Annotated in this window: 16 protein-coding genes; 7 read left to right on the forward strand and 9 right to left on the reverse strand. The window is 57.6% G+C overall.

What is annotated here, in order from left to right:
* Nucleotides 1-176 precede the first annotated feature (176 nt).
* The 3 genes from H9I52_RS11730 to H9I52_RS11740 all read right to left on the reverse strand — a co-directional run bounded on the left by H9I52_RS11730 (nt 177) and on the right by H9I52_RS11740 (nt 3,164).
* Entirely contained in the window at nt 177-674 is a 498-nt protein-coding gene (locus H9I52_RS11730; protein ID WP_187454047.1) for a DUF2059 domain-containing protein, read from the reverse strand.
* Nucleotides 675-727: 53 nt separating this feature from the next.
* Nucleotides 728-1,906, reverse strand: a complete 1,179-nt coding sequence (locus tag H9I52_RS11735; protein ID WP_316248034.1) for an acyltransferase family protein — start codon at nt 1,904-1,906, stop codon at nt 728-730.
* Between the two features lie 76 nt (nt 1,907-1,982).
* The gene (locus tag H9I52_RS11740; RefSeq protein WP_187454048.1) at nt 1,983-3,164 is read right to left on the reverse strand and encodes an acyltransferase family protein; all 1,182 of its coding nucleotides are present in this window, start codon (nt 3,162-3,164) and stop codon (nt 1,983-1,985) included.
* A 431-nt stretch (nt 3,165-3,595) separates the two neighbouring features.
* Here H9I52_RS11740 and H9I52_RS11745 point away from each other — a divergent pair, with 431 nt between their 5' ends.
* From H9I52_RS11745 to H9I52_RS11755, 3 genes are all read left to right on the forward strand, one after another.
* On the forward strand, nt 3,596-6,751 hold the full coding sequence (locus H9I52_RS11745) for a SusC/RagA family TonB-linked outer membrane protein (protein ID WP_187454049.1): 3,156 nt from the start codon (nt 3,596-3,598) through the stop codon (nt 6,749-6,751).
* 126 nt (nt 6,752-6,877) lie between these two features.
* On the forward strand, nt 6,878-8,428 hold the full coding sequence (locus tag H9I52_RS11750; protein ID WP_187454050.1) for a SusD/RagB family nutrient-binding outer membrane lipoprotein: 1,551 nt from the start codon (nt 6,878-6,880) through the stop codon (nt 8,426-8,428).
* A gap of 47 nt (nt 8,429-8,475) precedes the next feature.
* The gene (locus tag H9I52_RS11755) at nt 8,476-9,735 is read left to right on the forward strand and encodes a hypothetical protein (protein ID WP_187454051.1); all 1,260 of its coding nucleotides are present in this window, start codon (nt 8,476-8,478) and stop codon (nt 9,733-9,735) included.
* Between the two features lie 84 nt (nt 9,736-9,819).
* On the opposite strand, the gene H9I52_RS11760 is transcribed toward H9I52_RS11755, so the two are convergent.
* The 5 genes from H9I52_RS11760 to H9I52_RS11780 all read right to left on the reverse strand — a co-directional run bounded on the left by H9I52_RS11760 (nt 9,820) and on the right by H9I52_RS11780 (nt 14,388).
* A complete protein-coding gene (locus tag H9I52_RS11760) occupies nt 9,820-11,583 on the reverse strand; it encodes a glycoside hydrolase family 10 protein (protein WP_262386051.1) in 1,764 nt (587 codons plus the stop codon).
* A gap of 110 nt (nt 11,584-11,693) precedes the next feature.
* Nucleotides 11,694-12,347, reverse strand: a complete 654-nt coding sequence (locus H9I52_RS11765; protein WP_187454052.1) for a M15 family metallopeptidase — start codon at nt 12,345-12,347, stop codon at nt 11,694-11,696.
* Between the two features lie 11 nt (nt 12,348-12,358).
* The gene (locus H9I52_RS11770; RefSeq protein WP_262386052.1) at nt 12,359-13,645 is read right to left on the reverse strand and encodes a class A beta-lactamase-related serine hydrolase; all 1,287 of its coding nucleotides are present in this window, start codon (nt 13,643-13,645) and stop codon (nt 12,359-12,361) included.
* A gap of 66 nt (nt 13,646-13,711) precedes the next feature.
* Entirely contained in the window at nt 13,712-13,993 is a 282-nt protein-coding gene (locus H9I52_RS11775; RefSeq protein WP_139516377.1) for a hypothetical protein, read from the reverse strand.
* Between the two features lie 71 nt (nt 13,994-14,064).
* A complete protein-coding gene (locus tag H9I52_RS11780; protein WP_187454053.1) occupies nt 14,065-14,388 on the reverse strand; it encodes a hypothetical protein in 324 nt (107 codons plus the stop codon).
* A gap of 154 nt (nt 14,389-14,542) precedes the next feature.
* On the opposite strand from H9I52_RS11780, the gene H9I52_RS11785 reads away from it, so the two are divergent.
* The 4 genes from H9I52_RS11785 to H9I52_RS11800 all read left to right on the forward strand — a co-directional run bounded on the left by H9I52_RS11785 (nt 14,543) and on the right by H9I52_RS11800 (nt 18,411).
* On the forward strand, nt 14,543-15,352 hold the full coding sequence (locus H9I52_RS11785; protein WP_187454054.1) for a hypothetical protein: 810 nt from the start codon (nt 14,543-14,545) through the stop codon (nt 15,350-15,352).
* A gap of 24 nt (nt 15,353-15,376) precedes the next feature.
* Entirely contained in the window at nt 15,377-16,237 is an 861-nt protein-coding gene (locus H9I52_RS11790; protein WP_187454055.1) for a rhomboid family intramembrane serine protease, read from the forward strand.
* Nucleotides 16,238-16,450: 213 nt separating this feature from the next.
* Complete coding sequence (locus H9I52_RS11795; RefSeq protein ID WP_187454056.1) at nt 16,451-17,326, forward strand: T9SS type A sorting domain-containing protein; 876 nt, start codon at nt 16,451-16,453, stop codon at nt 17,324-17,326.
* On the forward strand, nt 17,323-18,411 hold the full coding sequence (locus H9I52_RS11800; protein ID WP_187454057.1) for an esterase/lipase family protein: 1,089 nt from the start codon (nt 17,323-17,325) through the stop codon (nt 18,409-18,411). The genes H9I52_RS11795 and H9I52_RS11800 overlap by 4 nt, the downstream gene beginning before the upstream one ends.
* Nucleotides 18,412-18,513: 102 nt before the next feature.
* Here H9I52_RS11800 and H9I52_RS11805 read toward each other — a convergent pair whose 3' ends face one another.
* The gene (locus H9I52_RS11805) at nt 18,514-20,943 is read right to left on the reverse strand and encodes a glycoside hydrolase family 31 protein (RefSeq protein WP_262386053.1); all 2,430 of its coding nucleotides are present in this window, start codon (nt 20,941-20,943) and stop codon (nt 18,514-18,516) included.
* Nucleotides 20,944-21,036: the final 93 nt, after the last annotated feature.

The raw sequence follows: 21,036 nt of genomic DNA on the forward strand, positions 1-21,036 counted from the left end.
CTTTTCCAGGAAATAGAGGCCGTAACAAGCCTTACAAAAAAGCCTCACTGGGCGTCCAGTGAGGCTTTTTTGTAATCATTTGATTGATAATCACTTACAAGGCAGAGGCAAAATAGCCAATCGTACACGAAATCCGTGAAATACACGAAATCCGCCCGAATCCGTGGGTTAGAGGACTACTGCCCGGCGGGCTTCATCTTGGTTTCGATCATTTTTTGCAGCTCGGGCAGGTTTTCCTGTACCCGGCGCTGCCCGATTTCCATGCCGGCTTGCATGAGCGTGCTTTGTTTCGACACGAACTTCTGGCCGGCGGGTGTCTGGTAAAATTTGTTGATGTCGCGCAGTTCTTTCTCCGTGAATTCGCGGGCGTACAGGGCCACCATGTCGTCTTTAATGACGGGCCAACTCATGTATTTGGTAAGAAAAGAGCGCATTTCGGGTTCTACGGCCTTCATTTCGGGCCGCTGCTGAATCTGCATAGTCAGCATTTGATCGACGGCCGAATTGATGTTGGCCTCGGCTTTCATGGTGGTCAGGAGGTCTTCCGCAGCTTTGCGCTGACCGGCCGAAACGGCCGTGGTGGCGGAAACTGCGGGAGTCGCGGTGGTTTGGGCCAGAGCGGCCGGCGCAGCCAGCAACAAGCTGGCGGCGAGAACGAGCAGGTTCTTCTTCATACCACAGAGGTACGAGAAAAACCGGAGTCCGGCGCGGCGGGCGGCTACTTGCTTCAGACTTTGATAATGATGTGCCGCCGATACAATACCCACAAAATCGCGACGCAAATTGCTGTATAGAGCAGTGCCCACGCCAGCGAGGCATGATAGGGGTTCGAGAAAGTCGGGACGAAGAACGTGTCGTAGAGCCAGTCGCGCGGGTACACCTTTTCGCCAGCGGCGTTGTGCATTTTCAGGCGCGTCCAGAGGCGTTCGAGGGCTTCGGTGAAGAAGAAAACCGGCAACGCGTTCACGCCGCACACCAGAAAAATCTTGGTCCAGGCACCGCGGTAGCCCTGCACGTCGCACAGCCAATACAGCGCCGCCAGCACCACAATGCTGATGCCCCCCACGTAGAGCACAAACGAGCTGGTCCAGAGGTTTTTATTGATCGGAAACCAGCCGTTCCAGACCATACCCAGCACGATGCCGGCCCCACCTGCCACAAACAGCCACGCCACTTTCGTGGCCGCGTCCACGGTGCGCCGCCGCAGCCACCGCGCCGTGAGCATGCCCAATAAGCCGGTTCCGATGGCCGGCAAGGTGCTGAGCAGTCCTTCGGGGTCCCAAGCCTTTTGGTCGTCGAATAGGTGGCTTTTCCCGAATACAAGCCGGTCAAGCCAAGCCCCGAGGTTTGTGGAAGGCTCTAGGTTAGCGGGACCAATTCCGGGAACCGGCACTACTTGTAGCAACACACTGTATAGCAACAAGATCCCTACGGTCAGCCAAGCCTGTGTGCGCCAAGTCGTTTTTAGAAACAGGAGGCTACACACTAAATACACCACCGCAATGCGCTGCAACACGCCTGGAATGCGGAACGAGGTGAAGTAAAAATGCGGCAGCAAGCTTATCAAAAGCCCTATCAAGCAAATGGTTACGGCGCGGCGCACCACGCGCAGCATGGCTTTGTTGTGCCGCTCCGGCTGATTCCGGACGCTATCCAAGGCGTACACCAACGACACGCCCACGATGAACAGGAATGCCGGATACACCAAGTCGGCGGCACGGCAGCCGTTCCAGGCGACGTGCTTAAACGGCGTGACGTAGTGGTTCCAGTCGCCGGGGTTATTCACCAGCAGCATGAGCAGCACCGCCATGCCCCGAAACACATCGAGCGAAAGCAGGCGGCCGGAAGCTTCGGCTATGGGAGTAGCGGCAGTAAGTTGTTGCGCGTCTTGCGTAGCAGATTGCACTTTACTATAACTATTTAATAATAAGATACTTGTGAATTGTTATACACCCATTGAGTGGATGCATCCCAATCCGCGGTCAGACCTTGATGATGATGCGCTTTTGATACATCACCCACAGAATACCCAACCAGATCAGAACGCAGACGATAGCACCGGCCAGGGAGGCATTAATCGGGCTGAAATTCGGGACGAACAACGTGTCGTACAGCCAGGTACGCAGGCCCACTTCTTGGCCGTTGGCTTCCCGCAGCTTAATCATATTGAGTAAGCGTGGCACCAGCCCCGACAGGAAGAATACGGTAATGGCATTGACGCCGTACACCAGAAACGGCTTGGTCCAGGCACCGCGGTAGCCTTGCACGTCGCACAGCCAATACAGCGCGGCTAAGCCAGCCGCCGCAATACCGCCGACGTAGAGCACGTAAGAACTCGTCCAGAGGGCTTTATTGATGGGAAACCAGCCATTCCAGATCATGCCCAGCACAATGGCCACCCCAGCGGCCACAAACAGCCACGCCACTTTCGTGGCCGCGTCCACGGTGCGCCGCCGCAACCACTGCGCCGTAAGCATGCCCAACAAACCGGTGCCAACGGCCGGCAGCGTTCCCAAAATTCCCTCGGGGTCCCAGGTTTTGCTTTGCTTCCAGAGGTGGGCTTCGCCGAGGAGCAGGCGGTCGAGCCAAGCGCCCAAGTTGGTGGCTGGCTCTAGGTTAGCCGGCCCAACGCCGGGTACGGGTACCACTTGCATCAGCAGGTTGTAGCCTACCAAAATGCCAATTAGCAGCCAGGCCTGTTGGCGCCAGGTGGTTTTGAGAAAGAGTAGGCCGCAGATCAGAAACACCAGCGCAATGCGCGCCAGCACCCCCGGAATGCGGACGGTGGTGAAGTCAAAAGCCGGAAACAGCGCCGAAAATAAGCCCAACCCATACAAAATCGCCGACCTTCGTAAGATTTTGATTATCAATTTATTATGCTGATCACGATTGCGACGGGCCGTATCAAGGGCGTACACCAACGACACCCCGACGATGAACAGGAAGAATGGAAAAATCAGGTCGGTGGGCGTGCAGCCGTTCCAGGCGGCGTGCTCCAGAGGCGCGTAGATGTGGCCCCAGTCGCCGGGGTTGTTCACCAGAATCATGGCCATCACGGTAAGGCCCCGAAACACATCCAAGGAGATCAGCCGGCCGGGCTGGAAGGCTTCGGCCAGCGGCACTGCACCCGTCGTTTCGACGGCGGCCTGGGTGGTAGTTTGCATGAGGAGTTTAGAATGTTAAGAGGAAGTCTGCGCCAACTTGCTGGAATGCGGCCGCTTTGCCGCGCCGAATGTAAGATTCTGCTTGCCAAGAAATAGTTTAAAAGCAAGGTCGGCTGTCAGCAGTCGGTATTCAAAAGCTAAGTATTCCTGAATTAAATTACATATATAGTTGACTGGACTTTTGCAGCGTATTAGCTTTAAAACCTTTCCTTTGAGATTGCAAGGCTCCAAAATCCTTGTTTAAGCGTCAGAATCCCTTCTTCTTCGGCAAGTCGTAAGCCTGGTTATTTGTGAGAATCAACAGCTTGTGTTGTTTGGGCTACCTTTTTCTTCGGACATCCTCTGGCCGGAATTCAACTGCGCACATCCAGTGAATTTCGGCCTTTCGCATTTCTAAACTTCTTCCTTTTCTTCATTTCCATTCTTTCCCTATGAAAAAACTTTTATGGTTTTTCTTAGCTCTCGGCGTGCTGCTGGCGCCCCGAAGCTACGCCCAAACAGCCCGCACCATTACGGGGGTTGTGACGGGTGCTGCTGATAAGTCGCCCATCCCGGGGGTGAACGTGGTGGTAAAAGGCACTACCAATGGCACCCAGACCAATGCTGAAGGCCGCTTCACACTCACGAACGTTTCGACGGGTAACGTGGTGGTATTCAGCTTTGTAGGCTACACGCCCCAAGAGCGCGCAATAGACGATGGCTCCACCTACAACGTGAGCTTGGCTACCGACACGCGCAGCCTGAGTGAAGTAGTCGTAACGGGCTACAACATTGCCCAGGACCGGCGCGAAATCGTGACCAGCGTGCAGACTGTAGCCGCGAAGGACATTATCGATTCGCGCCAAACCAACGTGGTAAATGCCTTGCAGGGCAAAGTTGCGGGGGTAAACATCACCAGCTCGGGTGGTGGAGCCGGCGAAGGTGCAGCCATTGTGATTCGCGGCGGTACTTCGCTCGACGGCAACAACCAGCCCCTGTTCGTGATCGATGGTATGATCATGGATAACTCGTCGTTTCAGGAGAGCACGGCGCCGGGTGGTGGTTCGCAGTTTAATGGTTTGTTGGGTCGCTCGGTGGGCGCTTCCAACCGGGCCGGCGACATCAACCCCGAAGACATTGCCAGCATCACGGTGCTGAAAGGTCCGGCCGCCGCGGCCCTCTACGGCCTGAACGCAGCCAATGGCGCCGTGATTATCACGACCAAAAAAGGCAAAAGCGGCGCTACTACGCTCAACTTCCGCACGCAGTTTTCGGTAGATGAAGTGAATCGCCTGCCCAAAATGCAAGACCAATACCAGCGCGGCTCGGGCGGCATCACCGACCTGACCACGCGCAACTCGTGGGGACCACGCTTTGCGCCGGGCCAAACGATTTACAACAACCTCGAAGACTTCTTCCAGAAGGGCTACACGTACCAGAACTTCCTGAACATGTCGGGCGGCTCGGACAAGGCAAGCTTCTTCGTTTCGGCTTCCAACCTGGAGCAATCGGGCGTAACGCCCCAAAGCCACTTCGACAAAACCACGGTGCGCGCCTCCGGCACCGCCCAGATTTCGCCTAAAGTCGCCGTGACTGGCTCGGCGCAGTACATCAACTCCGGCGCCGAACGCCCGCTGCAAGGCCCCGGCCTGCTCACCACGGCCGGCACGTCGTCGGGTGGCTTTATGCTGAGCTTGCTCAACTGGCCCCGCAACGACGACGCCCGCAACTACCTCAATCCCGATGGCTCGCGCCGCCGCTTATTGCCCTTGGGCAGCGGCACCGACGCCGACGCCGACAACGCGTACTGGTCGGTGGAGAAAAATCCACAAACCGAGCGCATCAACCGTTTCATCGGCAATACGCAGCTGAGCTTCACGCCCTTTAAGTGGCTGACCTTGAGCCATAACATCGGCACGGACTTTTACACGTCGCGTTCGCAATCGGTGCGGGCCGTGGGCACGTCGCAGGTCAGCAACCAAAACGGCGGCCTGGCTTATACCGTGGACCAGACGCGCCTGCTGACGGCTACGACGCTGGCTACTTTTACGCATCGGTTCAACGAAAACTTCAACGGTTCGCTGGTAATCGGCAACACGATTGAGCAAAACCGCAGCGACGTTGTCGACTACATCGGTTTGGTGTTCCAGAACCAGGATTTCATCGGCCTCAACAACACCGCCAACCGTAGCGCCCTAGAGCGCAACTCGATCCGGCGGCTGATCGGTAATTTTGCCCGCGCCAACGTGACGCTGTTCGACCAGGTGTTCGTGGAGTTGCAGGGCCGTTACGACCAGTCATCGACGCTTCCCCGTCCCAGCGAAGGCAAAAACTTCGGCAAAGGTTTCGCTTACGGCTCGCTCGGCTTGGGCTATGAGTTTACCAAAACCCTGGGCCTCGATCAGAACCCCATCCTGAACTACGGCAAGCTGCGGGCCTCGGTAGCAGAAGTAGGTCGGGATACGGGTCCTTACCGGGTAGAGTCGCCGCTGACGACCAACACCTACATCGGCGGTGGTTTCCGCAACGACTTCTTCGGCTCGAACCCCATTTTGAAGCCCGAGCATACCCGTTCGTACGAAGGCGGCATCAACCTGCAGTTCCTCAAGAACCGCCTGGGCCTCGACTTCAACTACTACTACACGCGCACCCGCGACCAGTTGATCGCACCCCGCGTGAGCCAGGCCACGGGCTTCATTCTGCAGTACATCAACGGCGGCGTAGTGACCAACCAAGGCCAAGAATTGGCTATCAATGGTACGCCGGTTAAGACGCCAAGCGGCTTTACCTGGGACGTGCTGCTCAACTTCTACCACAACACCAACCGCACCGAGTCGCTGCCTTTCCCGCTCACGGTGGTGTATCAGTCCGACGCTTTTATCACGAACGTGCACCAAGGCGGCGCATTTCCTGGCCGGCCGATCACGGGCGTAGCCGCTACCGACTTCAACCGCGTAACGGACCGCAACAGCCCGGATTTTGGCAAGATCATCATCGGTGCCAACGGTTATCCCTCGGCCAACCCGACGTTTGTATACGCCGGTAACCGGGCACCACGCTACACGGTGCAGCTCACCAACACCTTCACGTACAAGGGATTATCCCTGACCTCCTTGCTCGACTTCCGCAAGGGCGGCGTAGTGGTGAACGGTAACGATTTGTACCAAACGAGCGTGGGTACTGCCGAACGTACCCTCGACCGTTACAAGCAAGTGGTGTTTGACGGCGTGGTGGCCACTACTAACCCCGACGGCACCGTTACTTATGCCCCCAACACGCGCCCGGTGGAGCTAACCCAATCGTACTTCGTGTCGACGTTGTCGAACGTGGGTACGGCTTTCGTGGAAGACGCTTCCTGGGCCCGTCTGCGCTACGTGACGCTGAGCTACGCCCTGCCGGCGACGATGCTGGGCAACAGCAAATTCATCAAAGGCGTGGAGCTGAGCGTGACGGGTCGCAACCTGGTGCTGCTGACCAAATACTCGGGCGCTGACCCCGAAACCGCAGCGGCGGGTGCCGGTGTGCGCGGCGGCGGCTCCAACGGCTTCGACTACGGCAACGTGCCCGCCACGCGCGGCGTCGACATGGGCCTACGGGTTAACTTCTAACTGAATAGCTGACGCACTGGCTGGTTAAGCCGCTGATTAGCAAAGATTTGATTCTTGATCAGCTTTCTGCATAACCGCTTGCTAATCAAGGCGTTGGCATCTCGATAAATAGCAATGCTTCTTCCAATGAAAAGATATCTTCTGGCGTTAGGGCTGCTGCTGGGCGGCGGTGCGCTTACGTCGTGTGAGGACTACCTCAACGTAAACGACAACCCTAACAACCCTGTCACTTCCACCCCGAACTTCCTGCTGCCGGGCATCATCAGCAACGGCATCCAGACGCAGATGTTCACGTCGTTGCGCGTGCCTTACATCACGCAGTACGTGGTGAGCCGCACCCGCAACAGCGGCGGCAACGACCAGTACTACTTCACCAACGCGCAGAGTACCAACACGTTCAACTACTCCTACTTTCAGTCGGGCGGCAACATTCCGCCCATGATCAAGGCGGCGCAGGACGAAGGTTCGCCCTACTACGTGGGCGCGGGCAAAATCATGCAAGCCATGATCTTGGCGCACGCTACCGACATGCTCGGCGACATCCCGTACACCGAAGCGTACCAGGGCGGTGCCAACTACACGCCTAAGTACGACACGCAGGAGTCGATTTATGCGACCATCAACCAACTGCTCGACGAAGGCATTGTGGAGATGAGCCGGCCGGCTTCCGAAAACTTCCGCGCCCTGTACAGCACCTCACCCAGCGAAAGCGGCGACATCCTGTACAAAGGCAACGCATCGCGCTGGGTGAAAATGGCAAATGCCTTGAAAGCCCGTCAGCTTCAGCATTTGACCAAGAAGTCCTCTTACGACCCCAATGCCGTGTTGGCGCTGTGTGCCAAAGGCTTTACCGGCACGGCCGACGACGCCCAGATCCAGTTTCAGACGGCGGTGGCGCCTCTGAGCAACACAACCAATATCTTCGGGCCGACGCGCGCCAACTTCGGTGGGGCTACCTACTCGACCAACATCATCAAGTACCTCAACGGCACGACGTACCCCGGCGTGATTGATCCGCGGTTCGGCATCATTGCGCCCACTACCAGCACCGGCATCGAGCCGGGTGCGGGCACGACGGCAACCGTCAACCTGACGCCGGGCTCTACCACGGTTACTGACTTTTATGCCAGCTGGTATGCCCGCGACCTAGGCTACTTCGAGGTGATTACCTACCACGAGCAGAAGTTTATCGAGGCGGAAGCTGCCTTCCGGGCCGGCAAAAAAGCACAGGCTTTGGCCGCCTATCGGGAAGGCATTCGGGCGCACATGCGCAAGATCGGTGTGGGCGGCACTTTTTCGCCCCCGGCCGTTACGTTCCCCACGATTACAGAGGCCCAGATTACGGCTTACCTGAACAGCGCCGCCGTGGCCCAGAGCGAAGATGAACTCGACCTGCGTCGCATCATGGAGCAGAAGTACATCGCCATGTTCCTGAACCCCGACACGTGGTCGGATATGCGCCGTCTGGACTTTGACCCGGCTATTTACGTGAATCTGGTGTACCCCACCAACAACGTAAACCCGGTGCTGGCCACCAAGCCTAATTACAAAGACCGCTTCCCACGGCGCATGTTGCCGGGTGCGACGGAGGTACTTTACAACCCCAACGAGATCGCGCGCATCGGCGGCAACGACCCCGACTACATCACGCGCCCGCTGTGGTTCGACCAGCAGTAAGTGCCTGGGTTAGCCAAAGCTGTCTTCACATAAATACTTGACATTCAATGACTTACTATAAAAAACTTCGCGGTTCGCTGCTTCTGCTCCTTGCCGGAGCAGGGCTAGCCGGCTGCGAGAAAGAGATCGACACCTACTACACCGAGGTAGGCGGACAGATTCCGACATTTCTGGCCAACGCTCTGGGCACTACCACCAAGTACGCCACCGGCGAAACCGTGACGTTCGAGTTGCAATACGCCCAGCAGACATCCATGCTCAAAGACGTGCGCATCTACCAGCGCATCGAACCGAGCACCGATTCCACGCTGGTGCAGACGGTGCCGTACCGCTCCACTTTTTCGCGTACTAAAAATGCCGACACGCTGGTGGTAACCTACGTGGTGCCGCAAGGCGTGAACAAAGCCAACGTGCGCGTATCGGCGATTGCAACGGCGGAGAATGGGCAAAGCAAAGTCCGGGCTTTCACGTATCGGTTGGCCGAGCCTACACCTACCGTGCGCATCAACTCGGCCACCAACGTTACGGCGCCCGGTACCAGCACCCCCGTCCCGGGCGATGTGGTGCGCTACAACCTGACGCTGAACAACGGCGGCATTACGAGCGCCACCAGCCTCACCACCGCTGGCACGCTGTATAAAGACATCGACAGTCTGATCACCTACGTGACCGTAGGCACGCAAGCCGAGCGCCGCTACTTGCGGCAACGGGTGCCTACCGCCGGTACGCAAACGGGCGCCGCTACTACGCTGGACGTCCCCGTAACCATTCCGTCAAGCACCAGCGGCCAGGCCGTTTCGTTCCGATTTGAGGTAAAAAGCCGCTTTGCCGGCACGCCAAACTTCCGAGCCAGTTCTGCGACCAGCGCCGTGGTTACGCCCGGCACTACCACGAGTCTGGCGGCTGTGCGCGCGGCTACGCTTGCCTTTACCGGCACTACCGGCGGCGACCAAGCGGCTTTCGACCTGACTAACTTCACCGCAGTCGCGGCCGCGAGCCCAGTCGATACAAAGGACGTAGCCATTACGAGCATTGCCAGCAACGCCGTGCAAATCAAGGCGTTGAACACAACGAAATTTGTGAAGACCACCGCCGCGATCTACAACGCCGCTACCTTGAACAGCATCCGCCAGACCTACCTCAATGCCGCCACCACGGCCCAGGTAGCTACAGTGGATGGCGTGCTGGTAGGCGATGTGTACATCGCACGCCTGCGCAATGCCGATCAATATGCAATTTTCACCGTCACGGGCATCACCCGTACTACTTCGGGCGTGTCGCTGACGATGGACGTGAAGGCACTGTAAGCAGCCACTGAGTTTATTAAAAAGCCCCGCCCTGTTTAGGGCGGGGCTTTTTTGTTGCAGTAATACAGCCTTAGGCCAATAGAATCAGCCAAATATCCGCTGGAAGAAGCCACCGCGGCGGCGCTTCTTGGTTTTGATTTTGGTCTTGGTAGTCGTTGTTTCGGGGCGGTGCACGCTTGGTCGGGGCGGTATGGGAGAAGAAGTGCGCGGAGCCATGGGTGCCGTAGGCACGCGCGTAGGCGGCACCTCAGGCTCAGGCGCTTGCGCCACAATCACTTCCGCCTGGCGGCCCAGCGTCGTCACCCGAATCGGCGTGCTTTCGTTGTGCAGGCGGTCGACGGCCGTGACGTAATAGGCATACTCGGTGCCAGCGCGGGCGGAAGTATCCACCAGTACCGAAGCTTGGTTCGCCATTTTGGGCACCAAGGCCAAGATATGGCGGGGATCGTCGGGCGAAGGCGTTTCGCCTTCGGCAAAACGATACACCACAAAGTAGCGAGCCAAGTCCCCGTCTTTGGCCACTGAGCCGGGCTGCCAGTTAAGCGTTACCACCGAGCCGGCCCGCGTCAGTACCAGATTTTGGGCCGGCATGGGCGGTACGGCGTCCATCCACGGCATTGTTGGGATCAGGGCCGGGTAGCGAAACAGGTTTTGGCGCAACGAATCGGAAGTGTGCAAGGGGTTGGCCATCACCGACCTAGAGCTAAAGAACACACTACCAGCCACTTCCGTCGGGTACGAGCGATTCACGCGAACCTGCCGGGGCAGTTCGCGCGGGTTGCGCCACGTTGTATCCGCCTTCGTGCTTTCGAGCATTCGGTAAGTGCCTTGCCCGATGTACAGGTGCCGGCCGTAGTGGTTGCGCGACCACCACTCCACCAACGTGGGATAAGGGGCGGCCTTAAAGTTGGAACTCCAGTAAAGCTGGGGCAAAATGTAGTCAACCCAGCCCTGCTTCATCCATTCGCGCGCATCGGCATACAGCCCCGAATACCCTTGGAAGGCTTTGGTAGCCGAGCCTTCGGCGTGTTCCGATTGGTTCATCCAGACGCCAAACGGCGAAATGCCAAACTTCACCCAGCGCTTCGTCTTGCGGATCGAGTTATGCAGCCCCTCCACGAGCAGGTTTACGTTTTGGCGACGCCAATCGGCAAGTTTCAGATTACCAGGATTATACTGCTGAAAAGCTTGTTCGTCGTGGATGACACGGCCAGCCTCCGGATAGGGGTAAAAGTAGTCGTCGAAGTGCACGCCGTCGATGTCGTATCGCTCGACTACATCCAGAATCACCTGTGTGATGTATTGGCGCACTTCGGGCAGGCCGGGGTTGAACAGCAGTTGCCCGCCGTAGCGGAAAAACCACTCGGGATGCTGCCGATACGGGTGGTTGGGCGCCAAGCGGCGCGTCACCGAATCCATGGTAGCACGGTACGGGTTGAACCACGCGTGAAATTCCATGCCGCGGGCGTGGGCCTCTTCAATCAGAAATGGCAACGGGTCGTAGGGCGGATTGGGGCCTTTGCCCTGTTGGCCCGTCAACCACTTCGACCACGGCTCCAGGTCGCTTTGGTAAAAGGCATCCGCCGCGGGCCGAATTTGCACAAACACCGCGTTGATGCCGTTGCGTTTCTGTATGTCGAGCATACGCCGGTACTCGCGCCGTTGCTGATCGGGCGTCAGGGAGCGGCTACTGGGCCAGTCGATGTTTTCCACGGTTGCAATCCAGACGCCCCGCATCTCGCGTTTAGGCGGCGCGTCCTGCGCGTTGCTTGTGCGAGGCAGCCCCCACAACAGCGAACACAGAAGACAAAATAGGACAGCGTAACCAGCGGAAGAAAATCGAAGCATCAGCACACAAACAGAGGGAAAACCGCCGCAAATTACGCACTACCAGCGCTGTAGTCCTACGAAATCTGCGGGCTAGCCTCGGATACCCACACCATTGAGGTACCGTTCGTCTATTCCAAACGGCCGGATTGGCAGGCGGCCAGCTGCGCAAACGACAGGTCGAGCAGGGTAAAATCGGCCCACCGCTGATGGTCAAAATGCCACCATTCACCCGAGTAATTGACAAACCCATGCTGCGTCATGGCACCCAGCAGCGTGGCCCGGTTGCGTCGAACTTCCTCCGTGACCGGCTCATACGTGGTGTGCGCCGCTGGCGTCAGATCATCAAAATCAGTGGGCATCGGCAGGGTGCGGCCGTTAGCCAACTCCACCAGCGCCACATCGACGGAGCAGCCACGGTTGTGCCGCGACCCACGCCACGGTGGGGCCGCATACGTTTCGTCCCCGATTTTCTCGTAAAACCGCACGGTAGCGCTGTAGGGTCGGTACGCATCGAAGAGTTGGAGCCCGATACCCAGCTTGCGAAGCTCCTCCTGCACTTCCCGCAAAGCGGCGGCCACCGGCCGCCGCAGGTAAGCAGCCGGCCGATCGTATATGGCTTCCGCCAATACGTTATTAGCGGTGGCATAACGGATATCCAGCACCAAATCGGGCACATAAGCAACTAGTTCAACTAACTCATTATCAGGATTTTCATCGATTTCCTGTTGATAATGAGCTGTGGAACTTAGCACGTACAGCCCATGAGCATTTGGCGCAAGCATAGGCGGAATATCTACTGCGAATACTTCAGTTGAAACTCGCGCAAGTCGGGCCGGTGCTTGCGGGTACGAACTAGCTCCCGCCGATACACGGCGTGGCCCAGATCGTGCAAAAACGGGAAGCCAACGGCGTCGTAATCGTAGTGGTCGTCGTTGAGTACTTCATCGGAGTTGACGTAGATAACGGCACTGAGCATAAATTCTATATTGTGCTCATAATCAACTATATACGCGTTGTCAATCAAAAAGCCGTAGGCCTGCCCTATCTTGTTGAAGATGCGCACGTTGGGCGGCAACGGCGCGGGAGAGCCGCCTGCCAGCAAGAATTTGGCGTAGTTGTCGGGGTAATGGGCCGCGTCGTAGCGCGGGTGATCGCTCTCGCGAGGCAACATCGATAGGTAGCCCCGCAAAAACTGATAATCGTCGGGAGCCAGCGCGAAGCGATTTTTGGCCGGTACCGCGCCGGGAAATAACACCGATTTGAGGATATTTTGCTGATCGGCCAGCGAAACAAAATTCTTTTGGCTGAAGTCCATGGGCTCGTTAATGAGCTTATCGCCATCCATGTAAGCTTTCCCGATTTTCTCGCCCCGGCGCGGCAATTCCTGCATTACCTCTGCCTTGGCGGCGGCCGCAGGCTGCACATAAATAGGCCGCTCCAGAGCCGTGTCGGCGTAAAATGCGAACGGATTGGTATGCAAGGCATTAAACCCCTTATCGCCGACTGACAACCGATGCAACAATCGGGTATTGTGGTAGCCACGCCGACGCAGCCCGTACCGCAACTGGCTTCGTCCTACAAACTCATATAGCCTATTAAACGCATCGTTGTCGCTGACCAGCAAGACTTTACGCACGTATTGCGCAATGCTGGCGCGCCCCGTTGCCGCCGACGTATCGCGCACTACTCGCGTTTGGCCTTCGTAGGCCGAATCGATGCGTAGAGGCGACTCAGGAGTGAGCTCTGGAATCTGGCTGCGTAGGGCGCGCAGCTTTTCCAGCGCTAGAACGGCCGCGGGCAGCTTTACGGTGCTGGCCGGATAAAAATAGCGCCGCGGGTGCACACGGTATTTATAGGTGCGAAAATGCGGCTGGTTCTGCGCATCGCGGTCGATTTGGGTGTACAAAACTTGTAGCCGATACGCATCGGGGTGGGCCAGCACTTTGCGCATCACCGCCGACGTATCGGTGCGCAGCACGCGCCGCAACGGGCTGCCCACTTGTGCTTGTGCGGGCACGGTTAGCAGCACGCTCGCGGCGGCGAGCAGTCCGGCAAGTCGGGAAGGGATATAAAAAATCATCGCGCCGGAAGATACACTCCCGGCGCGATGTAAAAGGCTGAAATCTTAGCGAGGGCCGATACGCCGTTAGCTATTGGGTTGGTCATTAACGCCATCCTCTAGGCTTTCCTCGTCCTTATCGGCGCTGGAATTCAGGGCATTGGTCTCGCTGCTGTTGCCGTAATCGCCCCGAATGCCGGCTCCGCTGCCCATGTGTTGCTGGGTGCTTTCGGTGTCGATCGGGTGGTTAGGCGTGCCGCGCTGGTTGCTGATGGCGTTTTGGCTATCCACGTTCTGACCGCGGGTTACGGCTTGCTCGTCCTCTTCATTGGGCGTGCTCTGGCTATTGTTCTGCGAATTATCTGCCATGATTTTTCATTTATATAATTTATTGATAATCAATTATTTGTGAATTATCAATAAGTGATTAAAAACTAAGCCTACAGGTTGACTTTCCCCGTTTCGCCACCCGACACGCCGGTGCCGCTGCTGGTAGTGCTGCCGCCTACGTCGCCTTCGTCGGCGTTGCCGGGCGCTTCGTAGTGGGTGCCGTGGGCAACGTTGCGGCCTTTGATTTCTTTGCCGCCTTCGGTGCCGCCGCTACCGGAGTTGTCGTCGGCGTTGTTGCCGCGGAGGGCTTCGGAACTGCCGGCAAACTGTCGTCCTTCGGGCTGGCGCTTGTCGGCCAAGCCGGCTTGATTGGATTGAGAAGCAGTGGGCTGCTCTTGGTCGCGGGCGTCTTGTACTGGTTCGTCGTCTTGCATGATCGGGGTGGTAAGGTGAATACGCACGAGTCCTTCTCCTATACGCGCCCCCGCCGTGTCGGTTCGGATTTGGGGTTGTGGTTTTGCCGCTTCTTTTGCCCAACTTGGAACTTCGTTTAAGCCGAAGAATTACGCTTTTCCTCCTTGTTCCAGCATGCAATCCGAGTCCGATTCTCTTAGCCAAAAAACCACCGACGAGCTGATTTTTCTGGCGCGCAATCCTGATTATTACCACGCCGATATCATTGCCGCCGCCCGCCGCGAGCTCCAGCGCCGCGGCGTAAATATTCTGACGCTGGGCCCGCCGCAAGCCGAGATTCCGGTGCCACAGTACGCGGAGGAAGAAACGCCCGACCGGACGTGGCTAGGGCCGGCACTGGGCATTGGCATTCTGGTGGTGGCTGTGGCGGCCTATTTTCTCTTTCACCGCTCTCCGCCACCGGTCGTGTACAGCAGCAAGCCCATTGTGTTGGAAACCGTGGAATCGCACCAAATACCTGGTTTCGAGGCGCTTACTGAAAAGCAAGTTCAGCGTGATTTGCGGCATGTACCCAAAGCGGAGCGCGCCAACCCGTCGTTTAAGAAAAACTATCTGGAACTGAGCCGGCGCTTCTGGTCAGCGGAGCATCAGTCAGATTACCTGCTCAAGCAAATTAGCGCCGCCAAGCTCGATTCGGCTTTCCCTGGCCAGGCCGCGCTGGTGTACGAAAAGTGGCACTACCTCACCAAAGCCCTGCTCTACAGCCACAAGCTGGGCCCGGTGATGAAAGACCGCGTCGATGTAATGCACGACGTTGCCAACCGCCGTATGTCGGCGTTAAGCTACATGCGTACCAACTACCTCAACGGCCAACCCGTGCTGGACAAGCAAGTAGCCGACGCCGTAGCCCCCGTCGACGACATGCTGCGGGCCCTGCGCGACACCACAACCACGGCGCTCATCATGAAACACGTCGATTTATAACTAATTCGCAGCCAACTATTTACCATGGCTGAACCGGCGGCTCCCAACGAGCACTTTGCGCAAAAATCGGATGCAGAACTCCTGTATTTGGTGCAAAACCCCCAGCGGTATCCGCAAGGGCTGGTGCAGGCCGCCGTGCAGGAGCTTCAGCGCCGCGAGCTGATTCCGCGGGAGCTTCCGGACGCAGAAAAGCCAGCATTGGCCCCCGTTGCCCCACCCGATGAGAGCACCGGTCAGCTTGCGCGCAAATTGTTGCAAACCGTGTTTTGGCCCACCAAAACATATTTCGTCACGCCGCTGCTGATCGACACTAACCTGCTGGTTTTCGCCCTGATGGCCTTGAGCGGTGTAAACGTCTTCACCCCTGCTGGCGTGGATTTGGTGGCTTGGGGCTCCAATTTTTCTCCGCTCACGCTGCCTGGGCAGCCCTGGCGGCTGCTTACCAGCTGCTTTCTGCACGGCGGACCCGCGCATTTGCTGTTGAACCTGAGCGCGTTGCTGTTTCTGGGGCTGCTCAGCGAACCCTTGGTTGGGCGCGGGCGCCTATTGCTGGTGTATGTGTGTAGCGGCGTGGGCGGCAGCTTATTCAGCTTGGCGTGGCATACGCAGGGCGTCAATTCGGTTGGAGCCTCGGGCGCCATTTTTGGGCTATACGGCCTGCTGCTGGCGCTGGCGGCCCTACGCGCAGTGCCCATGAGCCGCGCGGAGCGGCTGAGCTTGCTGTGGTTTATGCTGTATATGGTGCTCAACAGCTTGGTTGCGGGCCTCGAAGCCAACACAGACAACGCCGCGCACGTAGGGGGACTGATAACAGGATTATTCGCAGGCGCCTTGTTGAGTCTATGTGGCCTCCCCAAACCTCCTAAGCAGGACATATCTGCGTAGCAGAAGGGCTTAACGATTTCTTTTTGCCTGAAGAATGCTATTTATCATGTGATAAGGTACATTTGGTAACCTGCCTTATTCAGCCGTTGGTTCTCTGTCATTATTTCACGTTCGATGATGAAAGCATTTCTACACATTTGTATTTCTCTGATTACCATATTATTAGCAGCTGCACCTAGCGCCCAGGCGCAACAGGCCGTACCCAACGGCACCATGGAAACCTGGCAAACGCGCAACGGCGGCGACGTTCCGCAGAGCTGGCTCACGACCGATGACGCGCTTGCCGCCGCAGGAATTCCGTCGCTGCTAAATACCGGTACTGTTTCCAAATCAACGGATCATCAGGGTGGCAGCTTTGCGGCTAAGCTGGAAACCAAAACCACCATCCTAAGTGCCTTGCTGGGGCCCGTGCCGGGTATTTTGCTGTTGGGCTCCAAGCTTAAGCCTGTCACGTTCACCAACCTTGCCAGCGCCGCCGCCAGCATCAACGGTTTTGGGGGCTTGCCTTACACCTCTCGCCCGACTCGGCTTCAATTCTCGTACAAGCTGACCGGTACCACGGCCGCCACCGATTCGGCATTTGTGCTCATCGTACTTACCCGCACCGTAAACCGCGTGCCGCTGATCGTGGGCGACACTATTTTATTGCTCAAACCCACGGCTACGTATTCCCTGACTGATCTACCTATCCGTTACCGCCGTACCGATACTCCTGATACCCTGCGCATTGCGTTTGCGTCGGGTGTGGCAGTCAAACGCACTGCCGGTACCGCTCTTTTCGTAGACGACATCACACTGACGGGCACCGTTACGGCCGCAAAAAACCCGCAACTGGAAGCCGCCCTGAGTGTGTACCCCAACCCCAGCGCTGCCGGCGAGTTTCGGCTGACCTCTCCCACGGCTTTGGGCGTGGCGACTGCGCCTTTTACCGTTACGGATCCCATGGGACGCGTGGTGCGGCAAGAAGAGCGCGCGCTTAACACCAACGGCGGCCGCACCATCGATTTGCGGGGCCAGCCGGCCGGTCTGTACCTGCTGCACCTTAGCACGCCCGCTGGTCCGCTGACGCGCAAACTCCTGATTCAGTGACCGAAGAAGATTCCGCCGCCGATTCTGCTCCCGATTCGGAAGGAGCCGGAAAACCCTCCCGGTGGCGCCGCGCTACGGCTGCCGCCCGGCGCGCCGTGAGCTTGCCATTCAACGGGCTCGATTATTTGTACCGCACCGGGCAAACTTACCAGCACTTCACCCTCCCTATTCTCAATGGTGCCATCGGCGACCAGCTGGCGGCGCGCCACGATCGGCGCGCCATCCAGATGAGCTTCCGCCAGCACAACGCCGATGTGCCGGTGGCCCGGTTGCAGTTGGGCCGTGAACGGCAAAAAACGGTGGTGTTTCTACACGGCCTAATGGGCGATGAACAGATCTGGCAGGCAGGAGCCCCCAACGCGCCCCGCTACGGCCCTTTGCTACAACGCGAAGCTGGAGTTCGGTGTCTGTATGTGCGCTATAACAGCGGCTTACACATATCGCATAACGGCCAGTTATTAAATGAGTTGCTGACCGGTTTAGTTACCACTTATCCCGAGCTGATTAGCGAGCTAGTGCTGATCGGGCACTCAATGGGAGGCTTGGTAATTCGCAGCGCGGGTTACTACGGCACCCGCGAGCCAAAACAACCCGCGCCCTGGATAGCACGGCTGCGGTCGGTATTTTTGCTGGGCGTGCCCAACGAAGGCTCTTTCCTGGAGCAAAACAGCCACCTGACTTCCGTAGTGCTGCGCAAAATCGACATTGTGCCCACGCGCCTGCTAAGCAAAGCCATGGACCAGCGCAGCAGCGGCATCAAGGACTTGCGCCACGCTTTTCTGGTGGACGACGACTGGCAAAATCCGCACGCCGACGACTTGTTTCCGCCGCGCACCACGGTGCCGCCGCTGCCCGGCGTGCATTATCACGTATTGGTGGGCTCGCTGCTCAAAACGGCCGGCTCGGCCCTCGATCACTACTTCGGCGACGGCCTCGTGGGCGGTGGCAGCGCCATTGGTCGCATCTTCGGAAACCCAGCTTTACCCGCTGATAACCAAGTTGCTACCAAGGTATTTCCCAAGCTCAATCACGGCACGCTGCTCTCAAACCCCGAGGTATATCAGTATTTGCAGGAACACATATAGCAATAACGCCGCCCCCTTATTGCTTACTGCTGCTAGCAGCAAAACAGAAGCCCCGATTCCAATGGAATCGGGGCTTCTGTTAATCCACTGATTATCAATATATTATCTTAGGATAACTTCTTTAAAATCCACTGTCATTACGGCCTGAGGTAGCGTAAAGCCACTTTCCGAAGCAAACTCAGTGATTTCCACTTCCGTCCCGTCCGCTGTGATGGTGGCCGGCGCAAAAGGCAGTCCGTGCACAATCAGCTTGTAGGTTTTGTATGTGGGCTGATATCCACCCTCTGCTATCTGTTTGACAGTCAATTGATTATCATTACCCGTTACGGTGAAGCGCCGGGTGGTACTGTTGCCTTCCTGGTAGCCGTAGCCTTCGCCGCCGTCGTCGTAGAGGACGCTGCTTTCCGCGCCGTTTTTGTAGTAGACGTGCAGAGTCACTTCTTCCACTACTTTTTCGCCCACAAATTGCATCACCGGGTAGAACGGAATTACGGCTCCAGCCTTGATGAACAGTGGAATACGATCGACGGGCGCGCTGGCCCATACTTCGGCGCCGCCCGATTTGGGCTCGTCGGTCCAGTAGTAATACCAGTCCCCGCGGGGCAGGTACATCCAGCGGCCGTCGGCGCCGGCTTGCGTGATGGGGCACACCAACAGATGATCGCCGAGGGCAAATTCGGCCATGCGCAGGTACGTTTCGGTATCGGCCTGGTCGATGAATGTGAGCGGGCGCAGCATGGGCGTACCTTCCTGCACGTACTGCCAAAAAGCCGTGTAGATGTAGGGCAGCAGCTGGTAGCGCAGCTCAATGAAGCGCTTCGCTAGATCGGTAGCTTGCTCGCCAAACGACCAAGGTTCTTGGTCGCCGTGGTCGCCGGAGCTGTGCGTGCGGAAGAACGGATGAAACGCCGCCAGCGCTATCCAGCGAACGTACAGTTCCGCATCGGGCGTGTCGATAAAGCCGCCCACGTCGGAGCCCACAAACGAGAACCCGCTGATACTCAGGCGCTGACACTGAATGTTGGCCAGCCACAAATGCTCCCAAGAAGCCAGGTTGTCGCCAGTCCAGGCCGACGAATACCGCTGCCCGCCAGAATAGGTACTGCGTGTGATGGTAAACGGCCGGTTGGGATAGCTAAACCGCTTGACGCCATCGGCCGTGGCGCGTGCCATCTGCATGCCGTAGATGTTGTGCGCTTTGGCGTGCGAGCTGGGGTGGCCGTCGTAGTCGAAACGTACGTCGTCGGGGAAGGTACCGCGCTCAAATACAGCGGGTTCGTTCATGTCGTTCCACACGCCTTTCACGCCGTCTTCGGCAACCAGGCCTTTGAACAGGCCAGCCCACCATTCGCGCACATCGGGGCGGGTGAAATCGGGGAAGTTGCACAAGCCGGGCCACACTGAACCTTTCATCAGCGGCCCATCGGCGCGGCGACAGAAATAATCTTTCTCCAAGCCCTCGGTGTACACCGAATAGTTCGGGTCGATTTTAATGCCCGGATCGATGATGACGATGGTTTTGAAGCCGTCCTTCGCCAGCTCCTGCACCATGCGCTTCGGCTCCGGAAAATGTGCCGGCGACCACGTAAAGCAGCGGTAGCCGTCCATGTAGTCGATGTCGAGGTAGATGGCGTCGCAGGGGATGCTGCGTTCCCGAAACCCATTCGTAATCTGCTTGACCGTGCTTTCCGGGAAGTAGCTCCATTTGCACTGGTGGTAGCCCAGCGCCCACAGCGGGGGCAGTTCGGGTGGGCACGTCAGGCGCGTATATTCCTGGGTGACTTCGGTGAGCGCGGGGCCGTAGATGAAGTAGTAGTTCATCTCGCCGCCCTGAGCCCAGAAGCTGGTCACATCGGCGCGCTCGGCGGCAAAGTCGAAGAACGACTTGAACGTGTTATCGAAGAAGATGCCGTGCGCAATCTTCTGATGCAGAACCAGATAAAACGGAATGTTCTTGTACAGCGGGTCGGAGCCTTTGACGTAGCCGTAAGTATCGGAGCCCCAGTTGGTGAAGCGCTTGCCGCGCAGGTTCATGTTGTCGGGCTTATCCCCGAGGCCGTAGTAATGCACGCCGCTTTGCACCTGCTTGCTCATCTTCACGATGTCGTTGCCGGTGTCGTCGTTGTGTTCCCAGTGAAAGCCTTTTTCGTCTTCGCACAGCACGTTGCCCGAGCGGTCGAGCACGCGGGTGTGCGTATCCTGCTTGGCAATGGTGCAGATGAGGCGGTCGGTGGTAATGCGGTAGTGATCAGGCTTTTCGCGAAACTCCAGAAATTCTACTTTCGGCCGCGGCAGGTCGGCGGGCACGGCGTAGCTAAAGTCGGGTGCAAAACGGCCGTCGGTGGCGTAGCGAAACCGCAGAATTTTGTCCGTCACGACGGATAAGCTCAGCTTTACCCCGTTATTGCATATGAAAATGAACGTGTTGCCATCCTGCTGACAAGTTAAAACCTGACCGGGGAAGTGCTCCTGCTTCCCCCGGGTGGCCAGGTCGTTGATCATGTAATTGTGTTCCTGGACTGTATCCGCCATGGGTATGCTATCGAGAAGGGTGGGCTAAAAGGGTGTAAATCGGTTCGTACTGCCCAGTTAAGACCGCAAGGTAAAAACGATTGGGACGAAAAT

The organism is Hymenobacter sp. BT491, from assembly GCF_014349165.1.
GTDB classification, from domain to species: Bacteria; Bacteroidota; Bacteroidia; order Cytophagales; family Hymenobacteraceae; genus Hymenobacter; species Hymenobacter jejuensis.